19 protein-coding genes and 4 pseudogenes are annotated in these 23,045 nt (G+C 66.8%); 17 read left to right on the forward strand and 6 right to left on the reverse strand.

Annotated features, from left to right (window positions below):
* Nucleotides 1-216: 216 nt before the first annotated feature.
* Both OG622_RS00575 and OG622_RS00580 read right to left on the reverse strand, forming a co-directional pair.
* On the reverse strand, nucleotides 217-978 hold the full coding sequence (locus OG622_RS00575) for a beta-glucanase (RefSeq protein WP_371572281.1): 762 nt from the start codon (nucleotides 976-978) through the stop codon (nucleotides 217-219).
* 495 nt (nucleotides 979-1,473) lie between these two features.
* A complete protein-coding gene (locus OG622_RS00580) occupies nucleotides 1,474-1,857 on the reverse strand; it encodes a hypothetical protein (RefSeq protein ID WP_371572282.1) in 384 nt (127 codons plus the stop codon).
* Between OG622_RS00580 and OG622_RS00585 the strand changes: the two genes are divergently transcribed.
* From OG622_RS00585 to OG622_RS00600, 4 genes are all read left to right on the forward strand, one after another.
* Nucleotides 1,856-2,050 carry a hypothetical protein gene (locus OG622_RS00585; protein WP_371572284.1) on the forward strand — a complete coding sequence of 65 codons (195 nt, stop codon included), beginning with the start codon at nucleotides 1,856-1,858 and terminating at the stop codon, nucleotides 2,048-2,050. The two genes, OG622_RS00580 and OG622_RS00585, sit on opposite strands and share 2 nt — an antisense overlap.
* Nucleotides 2,051-3,095: 1,045 nt before the next feature.
* The gene (locus tag OG622_RS00590; RefSeq protein ID WP_371572285.1) at nucleotides 3,096-4,511 is read left to right on the forward strand and encodes a family 2B encapsulin nanocompartment shell protein; all 1,416 of its coding nucleotides are present in this window, start codon (nucleotides 3,096-3,098) and stop codon (nucleotides 4,509-4,511) included.
* An 80-nt stretch (nucleotides 4,512-4,591) separates the two neighbouring features.
* A complete protein-coding gene (locus tag OG622_RS00595; RefSeq protein ID WP_371572286.1) occupies nucleotides 4,592-5,905 on the forward strand; it encodes a family 2 encapsulin nanocompartment cargo protein terpene cyclase in 1,314 nt (437 codons plus the stop codon).
* 16 nt (nucleotides 5,906-5,921) lie between these two features.
* Nucleotides 5,922-6,815: a geranyl diphosphate 2-C-methyltransferase gene (locus tag OG622_RS00600; RefSeq protein WP_371572288.1), complete on the forward strand. Its 894-nt coding sequence runs from the start codon at nucleotides 5,922-5,924 to the stop codon at nucleotides 6,813-6,815.
* Between the two features lie 353 nt (nucleotides 6,816-7,168).
* Here OG622_RS00600 and OG622_RS00605 read toward each other — a convergent pair whose 3' ends face one another.
* Entirely contained in the window at nucleotides 7,169-7,756 is a 588-nt protein-coding gene (locus OG622_RS00605; RefSeq protein WP_371572290.1) for a carboxymuconolactone decarboxylase family protein, read from the reverse strand.
* Between the two features lie 181 nt (nucleotides 7,757-7,937).
* Between OG622_RS00605 and OG622_RS00610 the strand changes: the two are divergent.
* From OG622_RS00610 to OG622_RS00655, 10 genes and pseudogenes are all read left to right on the forward strand, one after another.
* A pseudogene (locus OG622_RS00610) lies at nucleotides 7,938-8,883 on the forward strand (ISAzo13 family transposase); the annotation flags it as partial.
* Nucleotides 8,884-9,481: 598 nt separating this feature from the next.
* Nucleotides 9,482-10,555, forward strand: a complete 1,074-nt coding sequence (locus OG622_RS00615; RefSeq protein ID WP_371572292.1) for a reverse transcriptase domain-containing protein — start codon at nucleotides 9,482-9,484, stop codon at nucleotides 10,553-10,555.
* A gap of 31 nt (nucleotides 10,556-10,586) precedes the next feature.
* Nucleotides 10,587-11,129, forward strand: coding sequence for a winged helix-turn-helix domain-containing protein (locus OG622_RS00620; protein WP_371572293.1), 543 nt, complete (start codon nucleotides 10,587-10,589; stop codon nucleotides 11,127-11,129).
* Entirely contained in the window at nucleotides 11,126-11,656 is a 531-nt protein-coding gene (locus tag OG622_RS00625) for a transposase (RefSeq protein WP_371583967.1), read from the forward strand. Before OG622_RS00620 ends, OG622_RS00625 begins: the two co-directional genes overlap by 4 nt.
* Nucleotides 11,657-11,731: 75 nt before the next feature.
* Complete coding sequence (locus tag OG622_RS00630) at nucleotides 11,732-11,953, forward strand: group II intron maturase-specific domain-containing protein (protein WP_371583968.1); 222 nt, start codon at nucleotides 11,732-11,734, stop codon at nucleotides 11,951-11,953.
* Nucleotides 11,925-13,177, forward strand: a protein-coding gene (locus OG622_RS00635) for an IS3 family transposase (RefSeq protein WP_371572294.1) whose coding sequence is annotated in 2 segments (ribosomal slippage) — nucleotides 11,925-12,207 and nucleotides 12,207-13,177 — 1,254 coding nt in all. Because the reading frame shifts where the segments join, the coding sequence is not laid out codon by codon here. Before OG622_RS00630 ends, OG622_RS00635 begins: the two co-directional genes overlap by 29 nt.
* A gap of 52 nt (nucleotides 13,178-13,229) precedes the next feature.
* The gene (locus OG622_RS00640; protein WP_371572296.1) at nucleotides 13,230-13,412 is read left to right on the forward strand and encodes a hypothetical protein; all 183 of its coding nucleotides are present in this window, start codon (nucleotides 13,230-13,232) and stop codon (nucleotides 13,410-13,412) included.
* Nucleotides 13,413-13,458: 46 nt separating this feature from the next.
* The gene (locus OG622_RS00645; protein WP_371572298.1) at nucleotides 13,459-14,031 is read left to right on the forward strand and encodes a transposase family protein; all 573 of its coding nucleotides are present in this window, start codon (nucleotides 13,459-13,461) and stop codon (nucleotides 14,029-14,031) included.
* Nucleotides 14,032-14,323: 292 nt separating this feature from the next.
* Nucleotides 14,324-14,761: a glutaredoxin domain-containing protein gene (locus tag OG622_RS00650; RefSeq protein ID WP_371572300.1), complete on the forward strand. Its 438-nt coding sequence runs from the start codon at nucleotides 14,324-14,326 to the stop codon at nucleotides 14,759-14,761.
* A gap of 224 nt (nucleotides 14,762-14,985) precedes the next feature.
* The gene (locus OG622_RS00655; protein ID WP_371572301.1) at nucleotides 14,986-15,750 is read left to right on the forward strand and encodes an IS6 family transposase; all 765 of its coding nucleotides are present in this window, start codon (nucleotides 14,986-14,988) and stop codon (nucleotides 15,748-15,750) included.
* A 425-nt stretch (nucleotides 15,751-16,175) separates the two neighbouring features.
* Here the strand turns inward: OG622_RS00655 and OG622_RS00660 are convergent, their stop codons facing one another.
* Nucleotides 16,176-17,315, reverse strand: coding sequence for a PucR family transcriptional regulator (locus tag OG622_RS00660; RefSeq protein ID WP_371572303.1), 1,140 nt, complete (start codon nucleotides 17,313-17,315; stop codon nucleotides 16,176-16,178).
* 86 nt (nucleotides 17,316-17,401) lie between these two features.
* On the opposite strand from OG622_RS00660, the gene OG622_RS00665 reads away from it, so the two are divergent.
* Together OG622_RS00665 and OG622_RS00670 are read left to right on the forward strand one after the other, a co-directional pair.
* Nucleotides 17,402-18,457, forward strand: a complete 1,056-nt coding sequence (locus OG622_RS00665; RefSeq protein ID WP_371572305.1) for a ferredoxin reductase — start codon at nucleotides 17,402-17,404, stop codon at nucleotides 18,455-18,457.
* A 7-nt stretch (nucleotides 18,458-18,464) separates the two neighbouring features.
* Nucleotides 18,465-19,583, forward strand: coding sequence for a fatty acid desaturase (locus OG622_RS00670; protein WP_371572307.1), 1,119 nt, complete (start codon nucleotides 18,465-18,467; stop codon nucleotides 19,581-19,583).
* Between the two features lie 297 nt (nucleotides 19,584-19,880).
* Here OG622_RS00670 and OG622_RS00675 read toward each other — a convergent pair.
* Nucleotides 19,881-21,487 (reverse strand): annotated as a pseudogene (locus OG622_RS00675) (IS4 family transposase).
* A gap of 169 nt (nucleotides 21,488-21,656) precedes the next feature.
* Between OG622_RS00675 and OG622_RS00680 the strand changes: the two are divergent.
* Nucleotides 21,657-21,905: pseudogene (locus tag OG622_RS00680) on the forward strand (IS3 family transposase); the annotation flags it as partial.
* Between the two features lie 491 nt (nucleotides 21,906-22,396).
* Here the strand turns inward: OG622_RS00680 and OG622_RS00685 are convergent.
* Nucleotides 22,397-23,023, reverse strand: a pseudogene (locus OG622_RS00685) (ISAzo13 family transposase); the annotation flags it as partial.
* Nucleotides 23,024-23,045 lie beyond the last annotated feature (22 nt).

Genomic DNA, 23,045 nt, shown 5'->3' on the forward strand with positions numbered 1-23,045 from the left:
TCCCTCGGAACAGTGATGAGGAAGGCGAGCTCCTCCCCCTGGTCCAGTTCCTCGGCGTCGGTGAAGCCCGCCCGGCCGTCGTCGGTCGGCAGGACGACGGCACGCTGGAGGTTGACGAGGCCGAAGCCGGAGTTGTTGTTCGGCGAGGGGCCCGCCTCGCTGGGGACGTACTGGCCGGGCAGTTCGTCGGCGGAACATCTCCGTCGCCCCGCAGGCTCACGGTCCGTCGTTGTCGGACACCTCCTCGGGCTCGTCGGACAGTGCCTCCAAGAGTGCGACTGGCCGCCGCACCACGAGGTGCTCGACCTTGTACGACATCTCCTTGATGTGGGGAGCCGGTGGGGGGTGGTACCGGCCTGCGCACACCGACAGATTGACGATGAGGTAGGCGTGCCAGGAACGTCCCACACCTCGGCGGTCGGCGAACACCCGACTGCCGTTCACCCACCAGATCACGGACCTCGGACCGAACTCGACGCGAAGATCGACCCACGTGCCCGGGCCGATGGCGGGGTCGCGGTAGTAGAGGTTGCCGCCGCGAACGTGGTTGGTCAGCTCTAGGAGGTCGGCGTTGTCGGGGTGGTACTCGAAGACATCGATCTCCTGGTCGCCGTCCCGCCAGGTCCAGATGGCCGGCCATGCCCCGACCTCGTACGGCAACCTGACCCGTGCCTCTAGCACATCCCCCGCGCGGACGGTGAAGTCCTCCTCGCTTCCCTCCGTGGTAAGCAGGCCCGAGTCCCACCGGCCGTCCTTGCGGCGTGTGGCACGGAAGGTGCCCGAACGGCTGTAGGCGGGGTCCGCCGTCAGGTGATCCAGCTTGTTGTCACCGGGGTTGACCGGTCCGCCGTTCGGATATGCCCACGAACGCCCTGCCACCCATTGACGGGTAGATGCGAAGTCCGCCGTGAAGACGACCTCAGTGCCAGACAAAATCGTCTCTGCCGACGGTGTTCCGTCGTATCCAGAACTCTCCATGCACGGATGCTGCTCCGTATCTGACTTCGACATGCAAATGCTGGTGAACCCACGGAACGGAAAACTCGTACGGGCGAATTCGTGTGACAAAATTGGTTGCGCCCACTGAGACGATCAGCCGCCGTTGGCCGCTGCGGTCAAAGCTGGCCAGCCGGTGGAGGTCACCGTGGACTTCATCTCCGGAGCAGTTTACTGATTCGACAGGGGTTGCCCGCTGCGCCCGCTCCTTCCCTCTCGACGGTCGGAGAATGACCGCTCGCCGTCCGTGTCCGCCCACGCAGCGACTGCTGGAGGCAAATACGCAGCCCGGTTCGACAGCTCTTCTGGAGCCTGACACGGCGACATGGCCTTCGCGACTACCTGACCGGGATGCTTCGGGAGAGGAAGTCTCTCTCACGCCATGGTAAAAGGATAGGTAAAGTCGCGCTGGTGCAGCTGGTCGCGGCGCGCACTGCCTGTTCCTGAGCCAGCCGCTGGGGCGCGGCAATGTTTCCGTCACTGACAGCGCGGGAGGTGGCTCACGAGGACGTCCTCGCCCATCTCAAGATGCTGCAAGGCCACCATCGCCGAGATCAACTCATCGCCCTGCGCTCGCTGCTCACCTGGGCCAAGCGGGCAGGCCTCGTCTTCCGCAACCCGACCAGCCGGATCAAGGTCGGGCAGTACCAGTACGGTGTGCTGCAACCGCTCGTCCCCGCCCAGGTCGACCGCTCCGTCGCGGCAGCCACCACTCCAGCGACACGACTCATCCTCGCCTTCGCCGCAGTGCACGCCGCCCGAGTCGCCCAGATCGGCACTCTCATGCTCGACGGCCTCGACATCGGCTACCGCCGGCTGACCATTCGCCGGCCGCGTCCGCCCGCTCGACGACCTCACCATGAAACTGCTGCTGGACTGGCTGGAGCACCGGCGGAGCCGGTGGCCGAACACCGCGAACCTCCACCTGCTGATCAACAACCAGACTGCCACCAAGACCAGCCGCGCCAGTAACCATTGGATCAGCGCCGCGATGCGCGGGCAGGACCCGACGCTGGAACGGCTCCGCGTCGACCGCCAACTCGAAGAGCCTTGACCCACGGGCCCGATCCGCTCTACCTCGCCGAAATGTTCGGGTTCGATGAGAAGACCGCGATGCGCTACGCGGACTCCGCACGATCTTTATTGGAACAGGCCGCTGAACAGCAACTTCGACGAAATCAGCTCGACCGGGACATCCCGTGAAGGGAATCATGGGTGGGTGACGCCGACTGAAGCAGCAGCAAGTGTCCTCCAGGATCATGCCGCCTTCTGGAGCATGGGAGACGCAGGGGCGAGCGACGTCGTCAATGCCGCCTGTGACGCGCTCGTCGCAGGGCTCGACAGCCCGGGCTTCGCATCCTGGCAGCCTGCACATGTGCTGAGGCGTACTACGACGTGCACGCGTTGCTCCCCGACGCACTCGAAGAGCTAAGCCTCACCTTTCTATCCAGTTGCCAGCGAAGCCGGCCAGGAAGCCGCCGCGCGAGCCCTGGCACGTCGCGTGCTCGCCGGCGCGTTGACACCTCGGGAGTTCACCTTCCGGATCCACCAGCGTCACGGACACGAGCTGGCCCTGACCGAACGGCTCGCCGAACTCGACGACGAGTACGACACCCTCGAATACGGCGACAGGACAGCGGCACAGGTCGGTGCAGAGGTCATGGCAGAAGCTCGCCGCCTCGCAGTGCAACGACCACGAACAACCCCCTTGAGGTGGGCCGGCGGCCCCGGCAGCAGATCTTCCTAACCCACCCGGCCGTCATGCCGAGAGGCTGGAAGAAACCCTCTATGGGATGGGCACCAGGTGAATGTTGACCTGCAGGCTGGTGCAGCGTCGGCGTGGTGGCGGTCGAGAACGTGAGCTCGACGGTCCACTCCGGCGGCGCAGGCCGGCTCCAGCGATAAACCATGTTCAGCTGATTGTCACTGCTTCGAGGTAAGCATCTCGTCTCCCCGGTGGATGCGGCATGCCCAGCGGCTAGCTTTCTGCAAGTGGGGGATCTCCTTGATCCTTTCCGCTCGTTGCCCACTCCTGCCTGTCTCCCGGTGGGCGCACCCGTGTGCCGGATCTCCCGTCGTGCAAGGAGAAACTCCTCCCGATGACCGTCGACAGCATCCCGGATGCTCAGACCACGCCTGACGCCCCGCCGCAGTCCCTGAGTACCGCCGCCGCCCGCAACCTCGCCACCACCACCAAGTCCGCCCCGCAGATGCAGGAGATCACCTCCCGCTGGCTGTTGCGGATGCTGCCCTGGGTCGAGGCCGAGGGCGGCACCTACCGGGTCAACCGGCGACTGCGTCACACCGTCGGTGATGGCCGCATCGAGGTCGTCCAGGAGGGCGCCACGGTCCGGGTGATTCCCCGAGAGCTCGGTGAGCTGGCCCTACTGCGTGGATTCCAGGACACGGACGTCCTCACGGCCCTCGCCGATCGCTGCACGCAGCGCGACTTCGCGGCGGGTGAAGTTCTCGTCGAGCGTGGCAGCCCCGCAGACCGGATCTACCTGATCGCCCATGGTCGAGTCGGTCAGACTACCCAGGGCAAGTACGGCGGAGAGCTTGCCATCGCGGTGCTCGCGGACGGCGGCCACTTCGGTGAGAATGCCTTGCTGGACTCCGGCGCCCGCCACGACTGCAAGGTCACCGCCGAGACCTCCGGTACCCTCCTCACCCTCTCCCGTGCCGACTTCGCCGCAGTCCAGGCCTCCGCGCCCCACCTTCAGGCCCACGTCGACGAGTTCAGCTCCCGCACACAGCAGCGGCAGAACAAGCACGGCGAGGCCGAGATCGCCCTGTCGGCCGGCCATGTCGGCGAGGCCGACCTGCCGGGCACTTTCGTCGACTATGAACTGCAGCCGCGCGAGTACGAACTCTCCGTCGCACAGACGGTTCTGCGGATCCACACCCGGGTCGCCGACCTCTACAACGGTCCGATGAACCAGACGGAGGAGCAACTCAGGCTCACCATCGAGGCGTTGCGCGAGCGTCAGGAACACGAGCTGATCAACAATCGCGAGTTCGGGCTGCTGCACAACGCCGACTTCAAGCAGCGCATCCAGCCCCGCTCCGGCCCCCCGACCCCGGACGACATGGACGACCTGCTCTGCCGCCGGCGCGGCACCAAGCTGTTCCTCGCCCACCCCAGGACCATCGCCGCCATCGGGCGCGGCTTCAACGCCTGCGGCCTCTACCCAGACCATGTCGACCTCGGCGGACAATCCGTTCCCGCCTGGCGCGGGGTGCCCATTCTGCCTTGCAACAAGATCCCGATCAGCAAGGAGCAGACCAGCTCCATCATCGCGATGCGCACCGGAGAGGAGAACCAGGGCGTCATCGGCCTGCGGCAGACCGAGCTTGTGGACGAGTACGAACCGGGCCTCTCCGTGCGGTTCATGGGCATCAACGAACAGGCGATCATCTCCTACCTCGTCAGCACCTACTACTCGGCCGCGGTGCTCCTGCCCGACGCCCTCGGCGTGATGGAGAACGTGCAGATCGCCCCCAGGCCGCGCTGAAGCCCTGATCGCGGCAGGTCCACGCCCTTCCACCCCCACGCACGACGAAGCGCCCGTCCCACCGCAGCAAGGAGCTGTTGATGCCCGACTCCGGGCCCCTGCGATCATCCCGCCCTGAGCAGCGGCCGACGCCGCCCACAGCTGTGCCGGACGCCCCCACGCCGCGGGCCCCCGATCTTCCGGTCACGCCGACCGTCTCTGACTTTTTTGCGGCACTGCATCCGCCGGTCACGATCCCCGACCCGTCACCGACGCCCGCCTCCGCGGTACGGGACACGCCTGACGCGACCCCGGCCGGCTCCGCCCTCCAGCGAATCCTGCGTGGACCGACCGGACCGGGAACATCCTCGATCTTCGTGGCCGCCAGGCACGAACCCCCGCTGCCAGTACCCCCGACCCCCGGCCCGCCCGCCGAGGGACGAGCCGTCCCTGGCCTGTACTGCCACCCCGTCCCGGAGCCCGACCCCGTACGCGTCGAGGAGGTGAGCAGTCGGATCAAGAGCTGGGCCGAGGACGAGGTCCAGCTCTATCCCGAGGAGTGGGAGGGGCAGTTCGACGGATTCTCCGTCGGCCGTTACATGGTCGTCTGCCACCCCGACGCCCCGACGATCGACCACCTGATGCTCGCCACACGGCTGATGGTCGCGGAGAACGCGGTGGACGACTGCTACTGCGAGGACCACGGCGGGTCGCCCGTCGGTCTCGGCGGGCGCCTCCTCCTGGCGCACACCGCGATCGACCACTTCCACACCACCGCGGAGTACGCGCCTGCGTGGCAGGAGTCGCTCACGTCGGACGTACCGCGCCGGGCGTACCGCAGCGCGATGGAGTACTTCGTCAGCGTGGCCACGCCCTCCCAGGCCGATCGCTACCGGCACGACATGGCCCGGCTGCACATGGGCTACCTCGCCGAGGCCGCCTGGGCACAGACAAGTTACGTGCCGGAGGTGTGGGAGTACCTGGCGATGCGCCAGTTCAACAACTTCCGGCCCTGCCCCACGATCACCGACACCGTCGGCGGTTACGAGCTGCCCGCGGACATGCACGCCCGCCCGGACATGCAACGGGTGATCGCTCTCGCCGGCAACGCGACCACCATCGTCAACGACCTCTACTCGTACACCAAGGAACTCGACAGTCCGGGCCGCCACCTGAACCTGCCGGTGGTGATCGCGGAACGCGAGCAGCTCTCCGAACGCGACGCCTATCTGAAGGCCGTTGAGGTCCACAACGAACTCCAGCACGCCTTCGAGGCCGCCGCGGCCGACCTCGCGAAGGCCTGCCCCCTGCCCCCCGTGCTGCGTTTCCTCAAGGGCGTGGCCGCCTGGGTCGACGGCAACCACGACTGGCACCGCACCAACACCTACCGCTACAACCTGCCCAACTTCTGGTAAGGAAACGGAAATTTCTGTGACCACTGAGACAACCTCCACCTCCACCGCCACCGCCACCGCCACCGCGAAGATCCCGGCCCCGGCGACGCCGTACCAGGAGGACATCGCCCGTTACTGGAACAACGAGGCACGGCCGGTCAACCTACGCCTCGGTGACGTGGACGGGCTCTACCATCACCACTACGGCATCGGCGCCGTGGACCACGCCACGCTCGGCGACCCGGCACACAGCGCGCACGGGAAGAAGCTCATCGCGGAGCTGCACCGGCTGGAGTCCGCACAGGCGGAGTTCCTCCTGGACCATCTCGGCCCCCTCGGGCCCGACGACACCCTCGTTGACGCCGGCTGCGGGCGGGGTGGGTCCATGGTCATGGCCCACCGCCGCTTCGGCTGCCGGGTCGAGGGCGTCACCCTGTCCGCCACCCAGGCCGACTTCGGCAACAAGCGCGCACGAGAACTGCGCATCGAGGACCACGTCCGCTCCCGCGTGTGCAACATGCTCGACACGCCCTTCGACAAGGGCAGCATCGCCGCCTCGTGGAACAACGAGTCGACCATGTACGTCGACCTCCACGACTTGTTCGCCGAGCACTCCCGCTTCCTGAGGGTGGGCGGCCGGTACGTGACGATCACTGGCTGCTGGAACCCCCGCTACGGCCAACCGTCGAAGTGGGTCTCGCAGATCAACGCCCACTTCGAGTGCAACATCCACTCCCGCCGAGAGTATCTGCGCGCCATGGCCGACAACCGGCTCGTGCCGCAGACCATCGTCGATCTCACCCCGGAGACTCTGCCCTACTGGGAACTGCGGGCCACGTCCTCGCTGGTAACGGGGATCGAGGAAGCCTTCATCGAGTCCTACAAGGATGGCTCCTTCCAGTACGTTCTGATCGCGGCCGACCGCGTGTGATGCTCACCTCGCGTGGCCGGGGACCGAAGCCCTCCCAGGCAACCCCGGCCACGCGAGGTGCGCTCTCTCGCAGCGCCATGTAGGAACGTCCTCGTGCTCCTCGGTGAGGATCTGCAGGGCGAAGTCGATGCTCGCGCGGGCGATGCCCCGGGGAAGCCGTACGTTGACGGCACGGCACGGAGCGGGAGCGCGGGCAGTCGCGGCGAACCCAGAGCGACTTGGTCCGTCTTCCGCAAGACCGCCCTGGCCGGACGGTCCTTCGCCAACCCCGACAAGATGAGCAGGCAGTGGTGGGTCGGCTGTCGCGGGCCCGTAAGGCGCCGCGGGACCTGGCTGCTTCCTGATACATCCCGTCAGCTCATGGGTGGCAGTCCGGGTTCCGGCAGCACCTGTAGGGAGTTCAGGGTGAAGGCCAGCAGATGGTAGTGGCCCACCAGCATCGGCAGCTCGATCAACTGGCGCTCCGTCAGGTGTTGGGCCAGCCCTTCCCACGTCGACTGGCCGATCCGGGCGCCGGAGTGCAACTCGTCCGTGGCCCGCAGCAGCAACGACTGCCGCTCCGTCCAACCCGGCGCGTCGGGACCCGCAGCGACCCGCGCCATGTCGTCCGATGACAGCCCGGCCTTCGCCGCGATCCTCACGTGCTGGCCCCACTCGTAGGGCGACTCGCAATTGCGCGCCACTCGGAGGATGACCAACTCGCGTTCAGCGAAGGGCAGCTCGCTGGCAAGCAGCAACTGGCTGCTGAAGGGCAGCCAGGCGGCGAACAACTCCGGATGACGAGCAAGCGTCGTAAACACATGTGCCTCACCGAGCGAAGACACTCCGAGGCCTAGTGAACCGATGTCGGCGGACAACGTCTCCCGCACGGATTCAGCCCATTCATCCGCGGGCTGCGGAGGAATGCGGGGCGCGGCGGGCGACAGCGGCGGCTCTGACACGCGGTCACGCTACGCCAAGGGCCGTCCGGCGGAAACGCCGACGACAAGCCATGTCGCCTGGAGACTTTAGGCCACGCGTCACCGACTTCGTAGTCGGGGGGCCTTGACCCAAGTCCGGATAATTAAAGGGCTTGCAGAGCATTAACCCGTAGCTTCCCGCTGGCCGACTCGTTGGCGTGGTATGGGCGCATCGGAGGGGCAACGGGCGGCGCTGGCAGCCAAGTTCGAGGCGATCTTTCCGCATCTCGACGAGCGGCAGCGGCGTCTGCTGATAGGAGCGGAAGCCCGGTCGATCGGCCATGGCGGGATCAGGCTGGTCGCCCGGGCTGCCGGGGTGCGGGAGGCCACGGTGTCGCTGGGTGCGGATGAACTGGAATCCGGCGAGGCCCCGTTGGGGCGGGTGCGCCGGGTGGGCGGAGGCCGCAAGCGGACGGTCGATCTGGACCTGGGACTTCGTCCGGCGCTGCTGGCCCTGGTCGAGCCGGATGTGCGGGGTGATCCGATGTCGCCGTTGCGGTGGACGACGAAGTCCACCCGTCATCTGGCCGCCGAACTCACCCGCCAGGGTCACCGGATATCCGCCGACACCGTCGCCGACGTGCTGCGCGAGGAAGGCTTCAGCCTCCAGGGGAACGCCAAGACCATCGAAGGCCGGCAGCACCCCGACCGGGACGGCCAGTTCCGCTACATCCGTCGAATCCATCCGCCGCTGGTGGAAGGGCCGCGGCAAGGAGGACTACCCGCAGGCCGGACGACTGCTGATCACCGCTGATGCGGGAGGTTCCAACGGATACCGGACCCGCGCCTGGAAGGCCGAACTCGCCGCCCTGGCCCTGGAGACGGGCCTGAACATCACCGTCTGTCACTTTCCTCCCGGCACTTCGAAGTGGAACCGAATCGAGCACCGGCTGTTCTCCCACATCACCATGAACTGGCGCGGCAGGCCCCTGACCAGCCACGAGGTCATCATGCAGTCCATCGCCGCGACCACCACCCGCACCGGCCTGAGAGTCCACGCGGAACTCGACACCACCGCCTATGAGACGGGGATCCGCATCGGTGACGGGCAGATGGAAGCCCTGCCCCTGACCCGCCACGACTTCCACGGCGACTGGAACTACTCCCTGGTGCGCCACGAGGCGCCACTTGATACCGGGTAGGGGTGGAAGACCCCTACCGCCGGCCTGTCGCAGCAGGCTGGTGAAGCTGAGGGCAGCCGATGCGTGGAGATGTACGCGGAGGTGGGAGCAGCCCTGACAACGACGGGACGCGCCGGTACTTCCAGACGACGCGGGTCCGGCAAGCAAGACGAGACGCCGTACGAGAGGAACCAGTGTCTGACGCCCCGTAAGAGTTCCACCGGCTCCAATCTGGAAGATGCGGGCCGGGTGCAGCGCACGCCACCTCCGGGTGGCGACTCCGAAGCCGACTTCAGGGTGTCGGTGGGGAGGCCACGTTGAAAGCCTGCGGCGTAGGCGTGGCGATGCTGTCGGGGTAGAGCTGGGCGGCTCGCTCGTCGACCGGTTGGTGGTGAACGTGGGAAGCGTCCTGGTGTCGCCCTTCCCGTCTGGCAGCCAGCCAGACGGAGGGCAAGGCCCGTCGTCGGTTGACGACTCCAGGACGTGGCGGAGGCCTCGTAGTAGTCCGAGCGTGTTAATGGCGCGCACATGGCGAAGGGGGCCAGCAAGTCAGCAGTCGAGGAACTGGAAGACCGGGAGGTCATCGGTGAATACCGACGCACTGGAGCACGCCACGTATGAGGCGGAGCTCCGGGTACTGGAGATCCATGCCAAGCTGCACCGTTGGGCCCGTGATGATCCTCATCGCAGGTTCGATGACCTCTTCAACCTCTGTGCCGATCCCGCGTTCTTGCTGGTCGCGTGGGATCGGGTGCGGGGTAACAAGGGTGCCAAGACTGCCGGGGTGGACGGCCGCACAGCGGCGTCCATTGCGGAGCGGACGGGTGTTGAGGAGTTCCTCGACGCACTACGAGGCTCGATCAAGGATCGTAGTTTCCGTCCGCGGCCGGTGCGGGAGCGGATGATTCCCAAGACAGGCGGCAAGCTGCGCCGCCTGGGGATCGCGACGATCGCCGACCGGGTGGTGCAGGCGTCCTTGAAGCTGGTGCTGGAGCCGATTTTCGAGGCGGATTTCCTCCCGTGCTCCTACGGGTTCCGTCCGAACCACCGGGCTCACGACGCGGTGGCCGAGGTCCGCCACTTCACGTCCCACGGGTATGAGTGGATCGTGGAGGGTGACATCAAAGTCTGCTTCGACGAGATTTCGCATCCGCCCCTGCTGGACCAGGTGCGGCTTCGGATCGGGGACAACCGCGTTCTTGACCTGGTGAAGGCGTTCCTCAAGGCGGGCATCCTCGGTGAGGATCGCGTGCTGCGAGAAACCAGCGCCGGAACCCCGCAGGGTTCGATCTTGTCGCCGTTGCTCAGCAACGTGGCCCTCTCCGTCCTGGACGAGTACGTAGCCCAGGGACCGGGAGGACCCGGAAGCAGCAAGCTGGGGCGGGAACAGCGTCGCCGTCAAGGTCTTCCCAACTACCGTATTTCCAGGTATGCGGACGACTGGTGCCTGATGGTCCACGGCACCGAAGGCGATGCCGAAGCCCTGCGCGAGGAGATCGCAGGGGTCTTGTCCACGATGGGCCTGCGCCTGTCCCCGGAGAAGACCCTGATCACCCACATCGATGAGGGACTGGACTTCCTCGGGTGGCACATCCAGCGCCACCCGAGGAACCAGCCGGTACTACTCAGGCTGAACTCGCAGCGTCGTCTTGGGTGGTGACGGCTCATGATCCTCGCGCTATTGCTGGATCATGAGGTATGCGGCAGCGGGCGGGTACACGCCCGAGGAACAGGCCCGTCGGGAACGGTTGCGGCTGGAGGTCGCCGAGCGGTTCGCGGCGGGTGAGTCGAGTGCGCGGATCGCGCGGGAGTTGCGGGTCACGAAGCGCTCGGTGGAGCGCTGGCGGGCGGCGTGGAAGCAGGGTGGAGCGGCGGCGCTGTACTCGGCGGGACCCGTGGCGCGGGAGCGGCTGAGCGAGCGGCAGTGGGAGAAGGTGGCTGCTCTGCTGGACGCCGGGCCCGGCGTGTGCGGCTTCGAGGACGATCAGCGCTGGACGCTGGCGCGGGTCGCCGACCTGATCGGCCGGACCTGCCATGTCAACTACACCCTGACCGGGGTGAGCAAGCTGCTTGACCGGCACGGTTACTCCTGGCAGGTCCCGGTGCGCCGCTCGGCGGCACGCGACGAGGAGGAGATCACACGCTGGCGGGAGGAGACCTGGCCCGAGGTGGAACCACCGCCGGCGAGCTCGGCGCCTACATCTGCTTCGCCGACGAGTCGGGGCAGGGGCTGAGCCCGCCGCGAGGCCGGACCTGGGCCAGGCGCGGGGCTCGCCCGCAGGTCACAGTGCACGTACGCAAGCGCGGGCGGGTCAACGCGCTCGGTGCGGCCTGCTACCGCCCCGGCGGCCACCGGCCGCGCTTCGCCTACCGGTTACACACCTGGCACGGCCGCAAGAACGAGAGCAAGAGCTTCACCCTGGACGAGTACCGCGCCTTCCTGACTGCGCTCCATCATCAACTGCACACCCCCGTCGTGCTGGTGTGGGACAACGTCTCCACGCACAAGACGCCGGAGTTCACCGCGTGGGCAGCGCGGCAGAAGTGGCTTCGGGTGTTCCACCTCCCCAGATACGCACCCGAGCTGAACGCCGTCGAGTGGATCTGGTCCTGGCTCAAACGAGGCATCGTCAACTTCCTGCTCGCCGGTATCGACGACCTCGAAGCGCTCGTCCGCAGTCGACTCAAGCAGATCCAGTACCGGCCCGACGCGATCACCGGCTGCCTCGCCGACACCGGACTGATCACGAAGCCGCCATGATCCATCACAGCGACGCTACGGGTTCAACCTGAGTACGTCTACACCTACTCCTCACGCAAAGCCCTCGCGGCTGTGATGGGCAAGGTCAAAACGGCGTGCCGGAAGATGGCCACGAACCAGCCGCTCGACACCCTGCTCATCCAGCTCAACCGGATGCTGCCGGGCTGGTGCGCCTACTTCCGACCCGGCGTGTCCAGCGCGACATTCCAATACCTGAGTGAACCGCCCCGTTTCGAATGGAGACTCGATTTCATGAAAGGATCGAGTCATGGCACGACCTTCCCGTTACCCGCTTGAGCTCCGCCGCCGTGCGGTGCGCATGGTCGCCGAGGTGCGCGACGACTACCCCAACGAGACGGCCGCTCTGCAGGCGGTCACGGACAAGCTCGGCATCGGCTCCCGGGAGACGCTGCGGAACTGGCTGAAGCAGCACGAGATCGATGCGGGGGTGCGTCCGGGGGCGACAACGGAGGAATCTGCCCAGCTCAGAGCGTTGAAGAAGGAGAACGCCGAGCTGAAGCGGGCGAACGAAATCCTGAAGGCGGCGGCGAGTTTCTTCGCGGCCGAGCTCGACCGGCCACACACACGCTCGTAGCGTTCATCGACGAGCACCGGGACCGCTTCGGCGGCGTCGAGCCGATCTGCAGAACCCTCACCGGGCACGACTGCAAGATCACCCCTTCTACCTACTACGCCCAGAAGAAACGCCTGGCCGTCCCGTCCACCCGTTTCGTGCGGGACGCCGAACTCAGGGAACTGATCCGCCAGGTCCACACCACCAACTACCGCGTCTACGGGGCAAGGAAGATCTGGCGGGAGCTGAACCGGCAGGGACATGCAGTGGCCCGCTGCACCGTCGAACGGCTGATGCGCGAGATGGGCATCAGCGGCGCCGTCCGCGGCAAGAGGGTCATCACCACGATCCCGGACCAGCAGGCCGATCGGGCACCGGACCGAGTGGACCGTGACTTCGTCGCCGCCGCACCGAACCGCTGCTGGGTCGCGGATTTCACGCACGTGGCGACCTGGGCCGGCGTCGTCTACGTCGCCTTCGTCGTGGACACCTTCTCCCGCCGGATCGTCGGCTGGTCCGCCGCGACGTCGAAGGAGACCCAGCTGGTCCTGGACGCTCTGGAGATGGCACTGTGGCAACGCAACCGCGATGAACGCCCCCATGTTCGGGGCGAGTTGATACATCACAGCGACGCGGGCAGCCAGTACACCAGTTTCAAGCTGGCCGAACACCTGGATGCGGCCGGCATCGCCGCCTCGATCGGCTCTGTCGGCGACGCATACGACAACGCCCTGATGGAGAGCACGATCGGCCTGTTCAAAACCGAGTTGATCAAGCCTCAACGGCCCTGGAAGACCCTCTCCGAGGTCGAGTTGGCCACCGCCGAGTGGATCGACTGGTACTGCCACCGGCGCCTGCACGGTGAGATAGGCCACGTGCCACCCGTCGAGTACGAGACCAACTACTACACGGAACTCACAAAACCCCAGGTCACAACCACAATCTGAGATCTCTACCGAACCCGGGGCGGTTCAGAGCTCGTACACATGGAGCCAGGTCATGAAATGGCTGCGCCGCAAACACCGCTGGATCACCTGGAAGGACCTCCGCCGCCGCTATTGCGGGGGAGGTTGGCGGCCAGTTGGAGAGGAACGGACGCTGTTCGACCCCGGAAAGGTGCGCACCACGCGCTACCGCTACCGGGGTGCGGCCATCCCTTCCCCCTGGCCGACCACGGCATGAGGACGATCATCGACAGCAAAGCGGGACTTGTGGAGCGCCCGGTGCCATGAGAGTGGCACGCCGGGTGCGGGAAGCGGCCCGAAGAAACGGCTCGATCGAAAGACGAGACCGCGCTTCGGGCCGACTTCACCGCCCCGAGGCATACACCCAGGTCAATGACGCCCCGGACCCCTTCGACCAGCCGAGCCCCGACCTCTCCTGGCTCTGCCACCCGGCACTGACCGGGCTGCCGCCGCAGGAGTGGGACACCCTCATCACCACGCTGACCATCCTCCACGAGGCTCAGCGCGAGACGCACCTGGACAAACGATGCGGCCACCGGCCACGCGCCAAGGGCGACGGCAACACCGGACGCCGCCCGATCCTCACCCTCGCCGACCGCCTCCTGGCCGCCGTCCTCCATTACCGGCACGGCCTGCCCCAGATCGCTATCGCCGCCCTGTTCAATGTCCGGCCCGAGACAGTCAACCGGCGCCTGAGGGACATCCGGGAACTGCTGGCAACCGCAGGCCACGACCTCCACCCCGCCGAACGCCAACTCGCCACCTTGAACGACCTGTTCAGCCTGGCACGCGAGGCAAGCATCATCACCACGCTAGAGATCAAGACTGCGAGTTAATGCTCTGCAAGCCCTAACGGATTCGTGCTGGTGGCAAGGGGGGTTATCGGGTGCCTTGGCTGGTGTAGGTGGCGGGTCCGGTTTTGCGGATGTGTCCGTGGCGTGCCCATCGGTCGAGTTGTCGGCGCAAGCAAAGCATCAGGCAGCAGACTCACCTTCACTGCCCTGTTGTGGTCCCGCGCATCCTTGGTCGGAGCGCATGATCAGACGAAGGCCGCTCCAGCGTCCGGCGAACTCCCAGGTGAACGGCCCAGTTCGAGGATTATTTCGACTCATCGATAGTCTGCGTCACATGACGCGCACTTGGATCTTGCCGATACTGCTTGTGCTCTGCGGCTCAGTCGTTGCGACCGCGCTGGTCTTCAGCGGGAGCCCCGGCGAAGCCGCAGCACTGCTGCTGGTGTTTGTGCTGCTCGCAGGAGTGAACTCGCCTCTGGTTTTCCCGAGATCAATCGGTGCGCTGGAGGCGCAACGCCGCAGCGCGGTCGACGGCCGGCCGGTCGTCTACTGGCGGTCGGGCTGCAAGTACTGCCTGCGAATGCGTATCCGGTTGGGCCGCAGTGCCCGCCAGTTGCATTGGGTCAACATCTGGCGAGACCCGGCTGGAGCGGCAGCTGTGAGGGCAGCCAACAGGGGAAATGAGAGCGTGCCGACCGTCGTCGTGGCGGGCCAGCCGCACACCAATCCCGATCCTGAATGGGTGCGCGAACAGCTTTCTCCTTCCGCGTGATCGGGAGCGCTGCCATCTTGCATTACGGCCCCCTGAGCGCGTCGGTGACCAGCGAGGTCCGCATATGGCCGGCGATCGACCAGCCCGCCAGGCGTCTCGAGAACAGGTCCAACACCGTTGCCAGGGACGCGCAGAGGAATAAGCCGTTCCATTGGACTGCCGATTCGTTGGTGTCATATGGGCATACCAGAGGGCACCCGTGAGGGGCGCTGTCACGTTGGCTGATGACGTGGGATGATCTCCGGGTTGATCATGCCGGAGGGGCGGTTGTGAAGAGCAGGTCGCCGTCGTACAAAGGGCACCGGTACCCGGTCGAGATCATCTCCCACTGCGTACGGCTGTACCACCGCTTCCCGCTCAGCTTCCGCGAAGTCGAAGAGCTCATGCTCGAGCGCGGTGTCGTCGTGTCCTACGAGACCGTCCGCCGCTGGTGTCTGAAGTTCGCGCAGACCTACGCCGGCGCACTGCGCCGTCGGCAGCCCCGGCCCGGCGACAAGTGGCATCTCGACGAGGTCTTCATCAAGATCAATGGCGAACGTCGGTACCTGTGGCGGGCCGTCGACCAGGACGGGACGGTGCTTGACATCCTCGTGCAGGACCGCCGCGACAAGGCCGCGGCCAGGCGCTTCTTCCGCCGCCTGCTCAAGAAGACGGGTGCGGTGCCCCGGGTGATCGTCACTGACAAGCTCCGCTCCTACGGTGCGGCCCACCGCGAGGTCATGCCCTCCGTCGAACACCGGCAGTCGAGGTACCTGAACAACCGCGCCGAGAACAGCCACCAGCCCACCAGACAGCGCGAACACGCGATGAAAGGCTTCCGGAGCACCGGCGGGGCCCAGCGGTTCCTCTCCGCGTTCAGCGGCATCTCACCCCACTTCCGCCCCCGCCGCCATCTGATGACCGCTCCCGACCACCGGGCCGAGATGGCCATCCGCTTCGCGATCTGGGACCAGGTAACCGGCGTCACCAGCCAGCCCGCTGCGGCCTGAACACATAACCGCAACCCGGCCCACCACACCCCGACCCACCTTCACCCGACGACGCACTCGATAAGTTGACAGCGCCCCTTCGAGGCTTCGACACTTCGAAGTTCAGCCGGTGGCCGTTCGTCTATGCGGGCATCACCCTGAAGCCGGAGAAACCCCTGGATCAGGTCGAACCCGTACACCATCTCCATGGACGCAACCGAGCCCTTCACGCACTGCCCGCCGCTCAGCCGTCAGGCCCCCACCCTCCGAATACCGCATAGCACCGGCATACCGCAGGGATCACTCATCGTCACCACCCGAAGCCAAACAGAAAAAGTCAGTAGTAGTGCTCTTTCCCGGGCTGCATGAGCCAGCTGATCGCACCGAGGACGAAACATGATTCCTGGACCGCTCGCGGACGCGGTCGTGGAGGGTCGAAGAACGCGTCAGCTGACCCGAAGACCGACCGCCAGCGTCAGTTCAAGGACCCGGTGTGGCGATGCGAGATCCGGAAACAGCTCCCGCAGCTGCGACATCCGGTACCGGACTGTCTGGGGATGGACGAACAACGCCGCCGCCACCTCGTCCCGTCTGCCCTGGTGCAGCAGCCACGCCCGCAACGTCTCCTCCAGTCGCCGTGCGGTTGCGACAGGCAAGGTCCGCAACGGTGCGAGGGCTCGGGCACGCAGGTCTGCGAACGCGTCCACGTCGGCGCTCAGCACCAGCTCTGGCAGGTGGTCCTCGGTGTCGCGAATATCAGAGGAGAGGGAGCGCGCGCGTACGGCTCGTGCGTACGAGGCGGACGCACGAGTCCACGGCCGGGCCGGGCCGACCACGGCGGTGCGGTCGGTCAGCTGCCGCAAGAGATGTGATCGGTCGGCGTCGGGGACGAGCAGCACACCGGTGGCGTCCGGTAGATCGTCGAGGACGAGGGTGCTCGGGTCGAGCGCGCGGTAGGCAGGCCGGGCCTGGGCGGCGGGCAGCAGGACCGCGGTCAGCGAAACCGGAGGCTGCCACCCGGCCCGTTGAACAGAGGCCAGCAGCACGTCCGGGCTCGCACCGGCGAGGAGGTCGCGGGCCAGATGTTCCAGATGGCGCTCCTGGTCCCTGCCCCGGGCGGCCAGTTCGTCGGCGTGGCCCGCGGCGCTCGCGGCGGAGAGCTCATCGATGTAGGCGAAGGTCAGCTCCGCGAACTTGGCGACCTCCGCGGCGGGCAGACCTGCGGGTACGGCACCCGCCGCCAGGCACCGCCAGGCCACACGGGCCCCGACGCGGTAGGCGCTGAGCAGGGCGTCCATCGAACGCCCGTCGCGCACCTCGCCGCGGCCCAGCTCGTAGGCTGCGTCACCGGCGTCGCCGCCCGTGGCGTTCCCGCTCGCGAGGTCCAGATAGTGCCCCAGGGCGGTGCGGACAGCTCGGCGGATGGTGGCGCCCATGCGGCCCGAAAGAGCGTTGGCGTAGGAAGGGACCTCGTCGATGATCGCCTCGACGACCTCGTCGGCCGTGCTCCTCAGCGCGGCCCGAAGTACGGTGACCGTCGTCTCATCCAAGGCCAGTTCACCGGCCCTCCGCATTGCATAGCTCACTTTTTGTTCCCTGCGAACAATTCAGCCGACCAGATTTACGTCCTGCGGTCAGGACTTTACCCCCCGAGGCGCAGCAAGCTGGAGTCATGACGAGTACAGCCCTCCGCAGCAGGGCGTGGAAACTGCTGGAGATGGTCACGACGCCGCTGCTGCCGTCGGACTACCTCGACCTGGTCAGCCCGCTGCGTGCGGGCGCTGACCTACGTGGGCGCATCGAGGCCGTGCACCCCGAGACGGGTGACGCCGCGACCATCGTGATCAGGCCGGGACGGGGCTGGCGCGGCCACACAGCCGGTCAGTACGTGCGGATCGGGGTCGACGTCGACGGGGTGCGCCTGTGGCGTGCCTACTCCCTCACCTCGCCGACACACCGCCAGGACGGCCGCGTCACGATCACCGTGAAGGCGATCCCGGACGGCAAGGTCAGCAACCACCTGGTCCGCAGGGCCAAACCAGGCACGCTGATCCAGCTCGACCAGCCGACCGGTGACTTCGTGCTGCCGCAGGCCAAGCCCGCCAAGGTGCTCTACCTGACGGCCGGCAGCGGCATCACGCCCGTGATGGGCATGCTGCGCGACACCGAGTTCGACGACGTCGTCATGGTCCACTGCGCGCCACAGCCGCACGACGTGATCTTCCGCAACGAACTGCACGACCTGGTCGCGGACAAGAAGCTGCGGCTCACCGAGGTGCACACCGACACAGACGGCATGCTCGACATCGCCCGTCTCGACGAACTCGTGCCCGACTGGGCCGATCGCGAGACCTGGGCTTGCGGGCCCGCGGGCCTGCTCGACGCCGCCGAAGAGCACTGGAGCGAGCACGGCGTCCAAGAGCGCCTGCACACCGAACGCTTCCGCCCCAGCATCGTCGTCGCCGGCGACGGCGGCGAGGTCACGTTCAGCGCCACCGGCAAGACCGTCGACGCGGACGGCGCCACGCCGTTGCTGGACATCGGCGAGGAGGCCGGCGTGCTCATGCCCTCCGGGTGCCGCATGGGCATCTGCTTCGGCTGCGTCTCGCCGCTCAAGGCGGGCGCCGTCCGCGATCTGCGCACCGGCGAGATCACCGAGGCCGAGCCGGGCGTCCTCATCCAGACCTGTGTGTCCGCCGCGGCGGGCCCCTGCGACATCGAACGGTAGGAGCACCGTGACCGCCACCGACCCCACCGCCCACCTGAGCGCGAAACAGATCGAGGAGCTCGGCCGCGAGCTGGACGCGATCCGCGACGAGGTGATCGCCGGCCGCGGCGAGAAAGACGCCGCCTACATCCGTAAGGTCATCTCGGCGCAGCGCAAGCTCGAGCTGGTCAGCAGGGGCGTGCTGCTGTTCTCGATCTTCCCGCCCGCGTGGCTGATCGGCACCGCCGGGCTGTCCGTGGCGAAGATCATGGACAACATGGAGATCGGCCACAACATCCTGCACGGCCAGTGGGACTGGATGCGCGACCCGAAGATCCACTCCACCACCTGGGAATGGGATCACGCCTCGCCGTCCGAGCAGTGGAAGCACTCGCACAACGAGCTGCACCACACGTACACCAATGTGATCGGCAAGGACAACGACCTCGGCTACGGCATCATGCGCGTCGACGAGGACCAGAGGTGGCACCCCTTCCACCTCGGCCAGCCGCTGTGGAACTTCCTCAACGCCTGCTTCTTCGAATACGGCATCGCCGCGTACGACCTGGAGCTCGCCAAGAACCTCCAGAAGCGCCGCCGCAAGAACCCCGAGTTCCGCGCGCGGGCCAAGGCCGTGGGCCGCAAGATCCGCAAGCAGGTGCTCAAGGACTACGTCATCCACCCGCTGCTGTCGGGCCCGTCGTTCTTCACCACGCTCGCCGCCACGTTCACCGCGAACCTGGTCCGCAACATCTGGACCCACTCGGTGATCATGTGCGGGCACTTCCCCGAGGGCGTGCAGGTCTTCGAGCGCCGGTCGATCAAGGGCGAGACGCGCGGCCAGTGGTACCTGCGCCAGATGATGGGCTCGGCGAACATCAGCGGCAGCAAGGCCATGCACTTCATGACCGGCAACCTCTCGCACCAGATCGAGCACCACCTGTTCCCGGACCTGCCGAGCAACCGGTACGCCGAGGTCGCGGTGAAGGTGCGCGCGCTGTTCGAGAAGTACGAGCTGGAGTACGTCACCGGGCCGCTGCCCAAGCAGGTGTTCTCCGCGTGGCACAAGGTCTTCCGGCTCTCGCTGCCGAACAAGAAGCCCGCGGTCAAAACGCCGGACCGCGAGCAGGAGCTCGCCACGGCCTGATTCCCGGTATTGATTCAGATCTTTCGGCCGTACCGGCGGCACCGCCGGTTTCGGTGAGATCCGTTGGAAGCGCCCCGAGTATGTCGCCGATCTGGCCGACGAGGCATGTGAGACCGCCTATGCCTTGGTCCGCGCGTACAACATTCCCGGTCGCCGCTCGGCGACCACCTCAACGGTGAGTCCCACAGGACGTGACCAGGCGTACTCAAGTCGTTCTCAGATCCTCCGGATCCAGTGTCTCGTGTGTCCAGGATCAAGGGGCAAGGCCCAAGGCCGGGTAGTTAACGTTTTCGCAGGTCACGCAAGGGGTGTTGGGGTCCATGCCGTGGCGGCGTAGAGGCCGGGGCCGAGTTTGTGGATGAGGCCGGTCTCGGCCCATCTGGAGAGCTGCCGATACATGCTCTCCATGGTGATGTCGCCGAAGTGAGAAGCGATGTCGCGGGGGCGCCAGAGGCGGGTGGGGTCCTCCTCGAGCAGGCCAAGGATCCGGTGACGGCGGCGGTCGGCGGGGGCGGTGTTCCGGTCGTCGCGGGAGATGGCGGGGAGCTGAGGGTGCGGTTCGTGAGGTTCGAGGACGCTGATGTCGAGGCCGGTGATGGTGCGGCTGGTGTCGGGCCTGCCGTCGTCATGGCGGGTGCTGTAACGGGACATCGGTGACTTGACCTTGCGGGTGCTGACCCGCTGCCGTCGGGGCGGCAGGAGACGGGCCAGGATCCGGTGCCCGATCAGTCCTACGCGACCGACATCGGCGGGGTCGGTGATGACGGCGGCGGCCTGGACGACCTGGTCGCGGGCGGTCTGGAGGGCGATGGTGAAACAGCAGCGGTCCGGATCGGTGCCAGGCAGCGATTCGGCAGCCTCGACCATCATGGTGCGTAGGGCCTGGTAGAGGGTGAGCAGGGCCCACATCTCCTGTTCGACGCCGGCCCGGTCGCCCGAGCGCAGGACACGCCCGTTCATGAGCGTGTGGCGGAGCGCGTAGTACGCAGATTCGTGTACCCACCGCTGGTGGTAGAGGCCCACCAGCACGGCCGCCGGGTAGCGGCCGGCGTCGGTCAAGGTGGTGACCAGCCGGTAGGAGCCGGTGAAGACGGTGCCGTCCGCGCAGGTCACCGTGATGTTCGCGTCGATCACACGTACCTTCTCGGCGGCGATCACCGACAGGTATGAGCCGTCGGCGAGACGGGTGAGAACGGGGGTACGCCGGTTGCTGCGGAGTCGACCCAGGAACTGGGCGCGGGTCGCGGTGACGGAGGCGAGGAAGCCGTTGCCGTCGAAGCCCTTGTCCCACAGGACGAGCATGTCCGGCCGCAGCAGATGCAGCAGGCGCGAGGCATAGCTGGTCTCGCCCTCGGTGGTGGGCCCGAACACCGCGCCGAGCAAGGCTCGTGTGCCGGTCTCGACCAGCGTCATCAACTCCAGTGTGGGATAGCCGTGATGGGAGGTTTGCCCCAGCCAGGCCCTGTTTCGCCAGGAGTCGGGGACCTTCTGGGAACTGCAGCCGTCGAATGACACAGTCCGGTACGGCCCGAACCGCACACCGGGTGTCGTCGGCCGGGCCAAAGGCCCGCGAGAACCTCGAATAACGCGCGCACCGGCGCGCTGCCCAGTCGTCGGCGCAGATCACGCAGGGCCTTCGGCGTCGGGGAGGCCACCGGCACGTCGGCCAGCCCGGCCGTCAGCTTGTCCCAGACCAGCCGGTAGCCGACTTCAGGGAACAGACACATCGCGAGCAGGAAGTAGATCCCGACCCGCGAAGGAAGATCACGCAGTCGTCTCTGCACCGAGCGGGTCTCCGCCAGGACCGCGTCGACCAGCTCGAACGGCACGACGGCCGTCAGCTCGCCCAGATGCCCGGGCGCGAACCGGCCCGCGGCCACTGTGACCGTACGGGTGATGGCCATCACCGGGGCCGGCAGGACATGATGAAACGGCAACGGAGCTCCTCAAGTACAAGCTGTCTTGGACGACTGCCTGTACCAACGAACTCCGTTGTTCTGCGTCGGAAATCCTTCAACTGGCTTGCGTGACCTGCGAAAACGTTAACTACCCGGCCTTGGGGCAAGGCCGGGTCCGCGCGTCACCGCCGAGCTGAAGGAGGCCGGGACGCCGGTCAATCACAAGCGGGTCGAGCGCGTCATGCGCAAGTTCCACATCGTCGGGCTGCACTTGCGCAAGAAGGTCCGCACCACCATTCCCGAGCCGTCGGCGACACCGGTGCCGGACCTGCTCCAGCGGGACTTTGCTGCCCAGGAGCCGAACACCAAGTACGTGGACGACATCACCTACCTCCCGATCGGCAACGGCCAATTCCTTTATCTGGGACGCGCAGAGAATCAACACGCTGCTTTGACCGCTGGGTTGCTTCGATTGCGGTGCTGCGCGACGAGTACGCGGAGGGCGGTGATGGACGTCGGCTGGACTTCGGCCGGCTCGAGTGGGCGACCGAGGAGAACGAGGAGCTCACGGGCTTGGCGGATGCGCTGGCCGATCGTGTCGCATCGGACGTGGAAGTGCTCGGCAATCGCGGTCCTGGGCAGTCCGAGTCGATCCTGCAAGAAGGCGGCCAGGATCCGATCGACGAGGGTGAGCGTGGGAGGCCGGCCCGCGCCGGGTGCCTTCGTGCGCTCGCGCCCTCGACGTCGCCGCAGGCGCGCTTCGCGCTGGTCCTGGTTCAGGGCACCGAGCGCCCGTACCAGCGCGGCCCACTCAGCGGGTTCCAGTCCGGTGACCGCGGGGTGGCACAGCCAGGCGTGCTCGGGACTGGCCTGGTCGAACGGCGTTGCCGCAGGGGTGATGACCTGGGCGAATGCCTGCGGCAGCAGCGTGTAGTTCCAGGCCCCGTGCCAGTCGTGGCCCCGCAGCGGCAGCGCTTCCAACTGGGCGTCACTGACCCGCACGCCGACGGGGTATTCGCCTGTGTCCAGTTCGGCCAGGACTTTCAGTCCGGTGCGCGTGGTGGTCGCAGCGATGGTGTTCACCACTACCTCGTGGCTGGTCAGAGGTCTGCCGCGCCAGTTCATGGTGATGTGCGCGAAGAGACGGTGCTCGATCCGGTTCCACTTCGAAGTTCCGGGAGGAAAGTGACAGACCGTGATCTCCAGCCCGGTCTCGACTGCCAGTTCCGCGAGTCGGGCCTTCCATGTGCGGCTGCGGTAGCCGTTGGACCCACCCGCATCGGCCGTGATCAGGAGGCGTTGCGAGTGCGGATAGGCGTCCCGGCCGACGGCTTCCCACCAACGGCGGATCGAGGCAACTGCGAACGCGGCGGTGTTGTGGTCACAGCCCACACTGACCCAGCCGGTGTTCGCGGCCAGGTCGTAGATACCGTAGGGGATGACCTGGCCCGCGCCGCCGTACTCCAGGAAGTCGTGTGAGCGGACCTTGATCGGCTCCCCCTTGCGCTGCCAATCCCGGCCGGCCATGTCGTACCGGCCAACCTTGTCGGGTAGGTGCGGCGCA

This window comes from Streptomyces sp. NBC_01314 (genome assembly GCF_041435215.1).
Lineage (GTDB): Bacteria > Actinomycetota > Actinomycetes > Streptomycetales > Streptomycetaceae > Streptomyces.

Coding starts and splice junctions, on each gene's coding strand:
- OG622_RS00575 (WP_371572281.1), bottom strand. CDS start 978: ATGGAGAGTTCTGGATACGACGGAACACCGTCGGCAGAGACGATTTTG.
- OG622_RS00585 (WP_371572284.1), top strand. CDS start 1,856: ATGAAACTGCTGCTGGACTGGCTGGAGCACCGGCGGAGCCGGTGGCCG.
- OG622_RS00580 (WP_371572282.1), bottom strand. CDS start 1,857: ATGGTGAGGTCGTCGAGCGGGCGGACGCGGCCGGCGAATGGTCAGCCG.
- OG622_RS00590 (WP_371572285.1), top strand. CDS start 3,096: ATGACCGTCGACAGCATCCCGGATGCTCAGACCACGCCTGACGCCCCG.
- OG622_RS00595 (WP_371572286.1), top strand. CDS start 4,592: ATGCCCGACTCCGGGCCCCTGCGATCATCCCGCCCTGAGCAGCGGCCG.
- OG622_RS00620 (WP_371572293.1), top strand. CDS start 10,587: ATGAGGTATGCGGCAGCGGGCGGGTACACGCCCGAGGAACAGGCCCGT.
- OG622_RS00630 (WP_371583968.1), top strand. CDS start 11,732: ATGGGCAAGGTCAAAACGGCGTGCCGGAAGATGGCCACGAACCAGCCG.
- OG622_RS00640 (WP_371572296.1), top strand. CDS start 13,230: ATGAAATGGCTGCGCCGCAAACACCGCTGGATCACCTGGAAGGACCTC.
- OG622_RS00645 (WP_371572298.1), top strand. CDS start 13,459: ATGAGAGTGGCACGCCGGGTGCGGGAAGCGGCCCGAAGAAACGGCTCG.
- OG622_RS00650 (WP_371572300.1), top strand. CDS start 14,324: ATGACGCGCACTTGGATCTTGCCGATACTGCTTGTGCTCTGCGGCTCA.
- OG622_RS00655 (WP_371572301.1), top strand. CDS start 14,986: ATGACGTGGGATGATCTCCGGGTTGATCATGCCGGAGGGGCGGTTGTG.
- OG622_RS00665 (WP_371572305.1), top strand. CDS start 17,402: ATGACGAGTACAGCCCTCCGCAGCAGGGCGTGGAAACTGCTGGAGATG.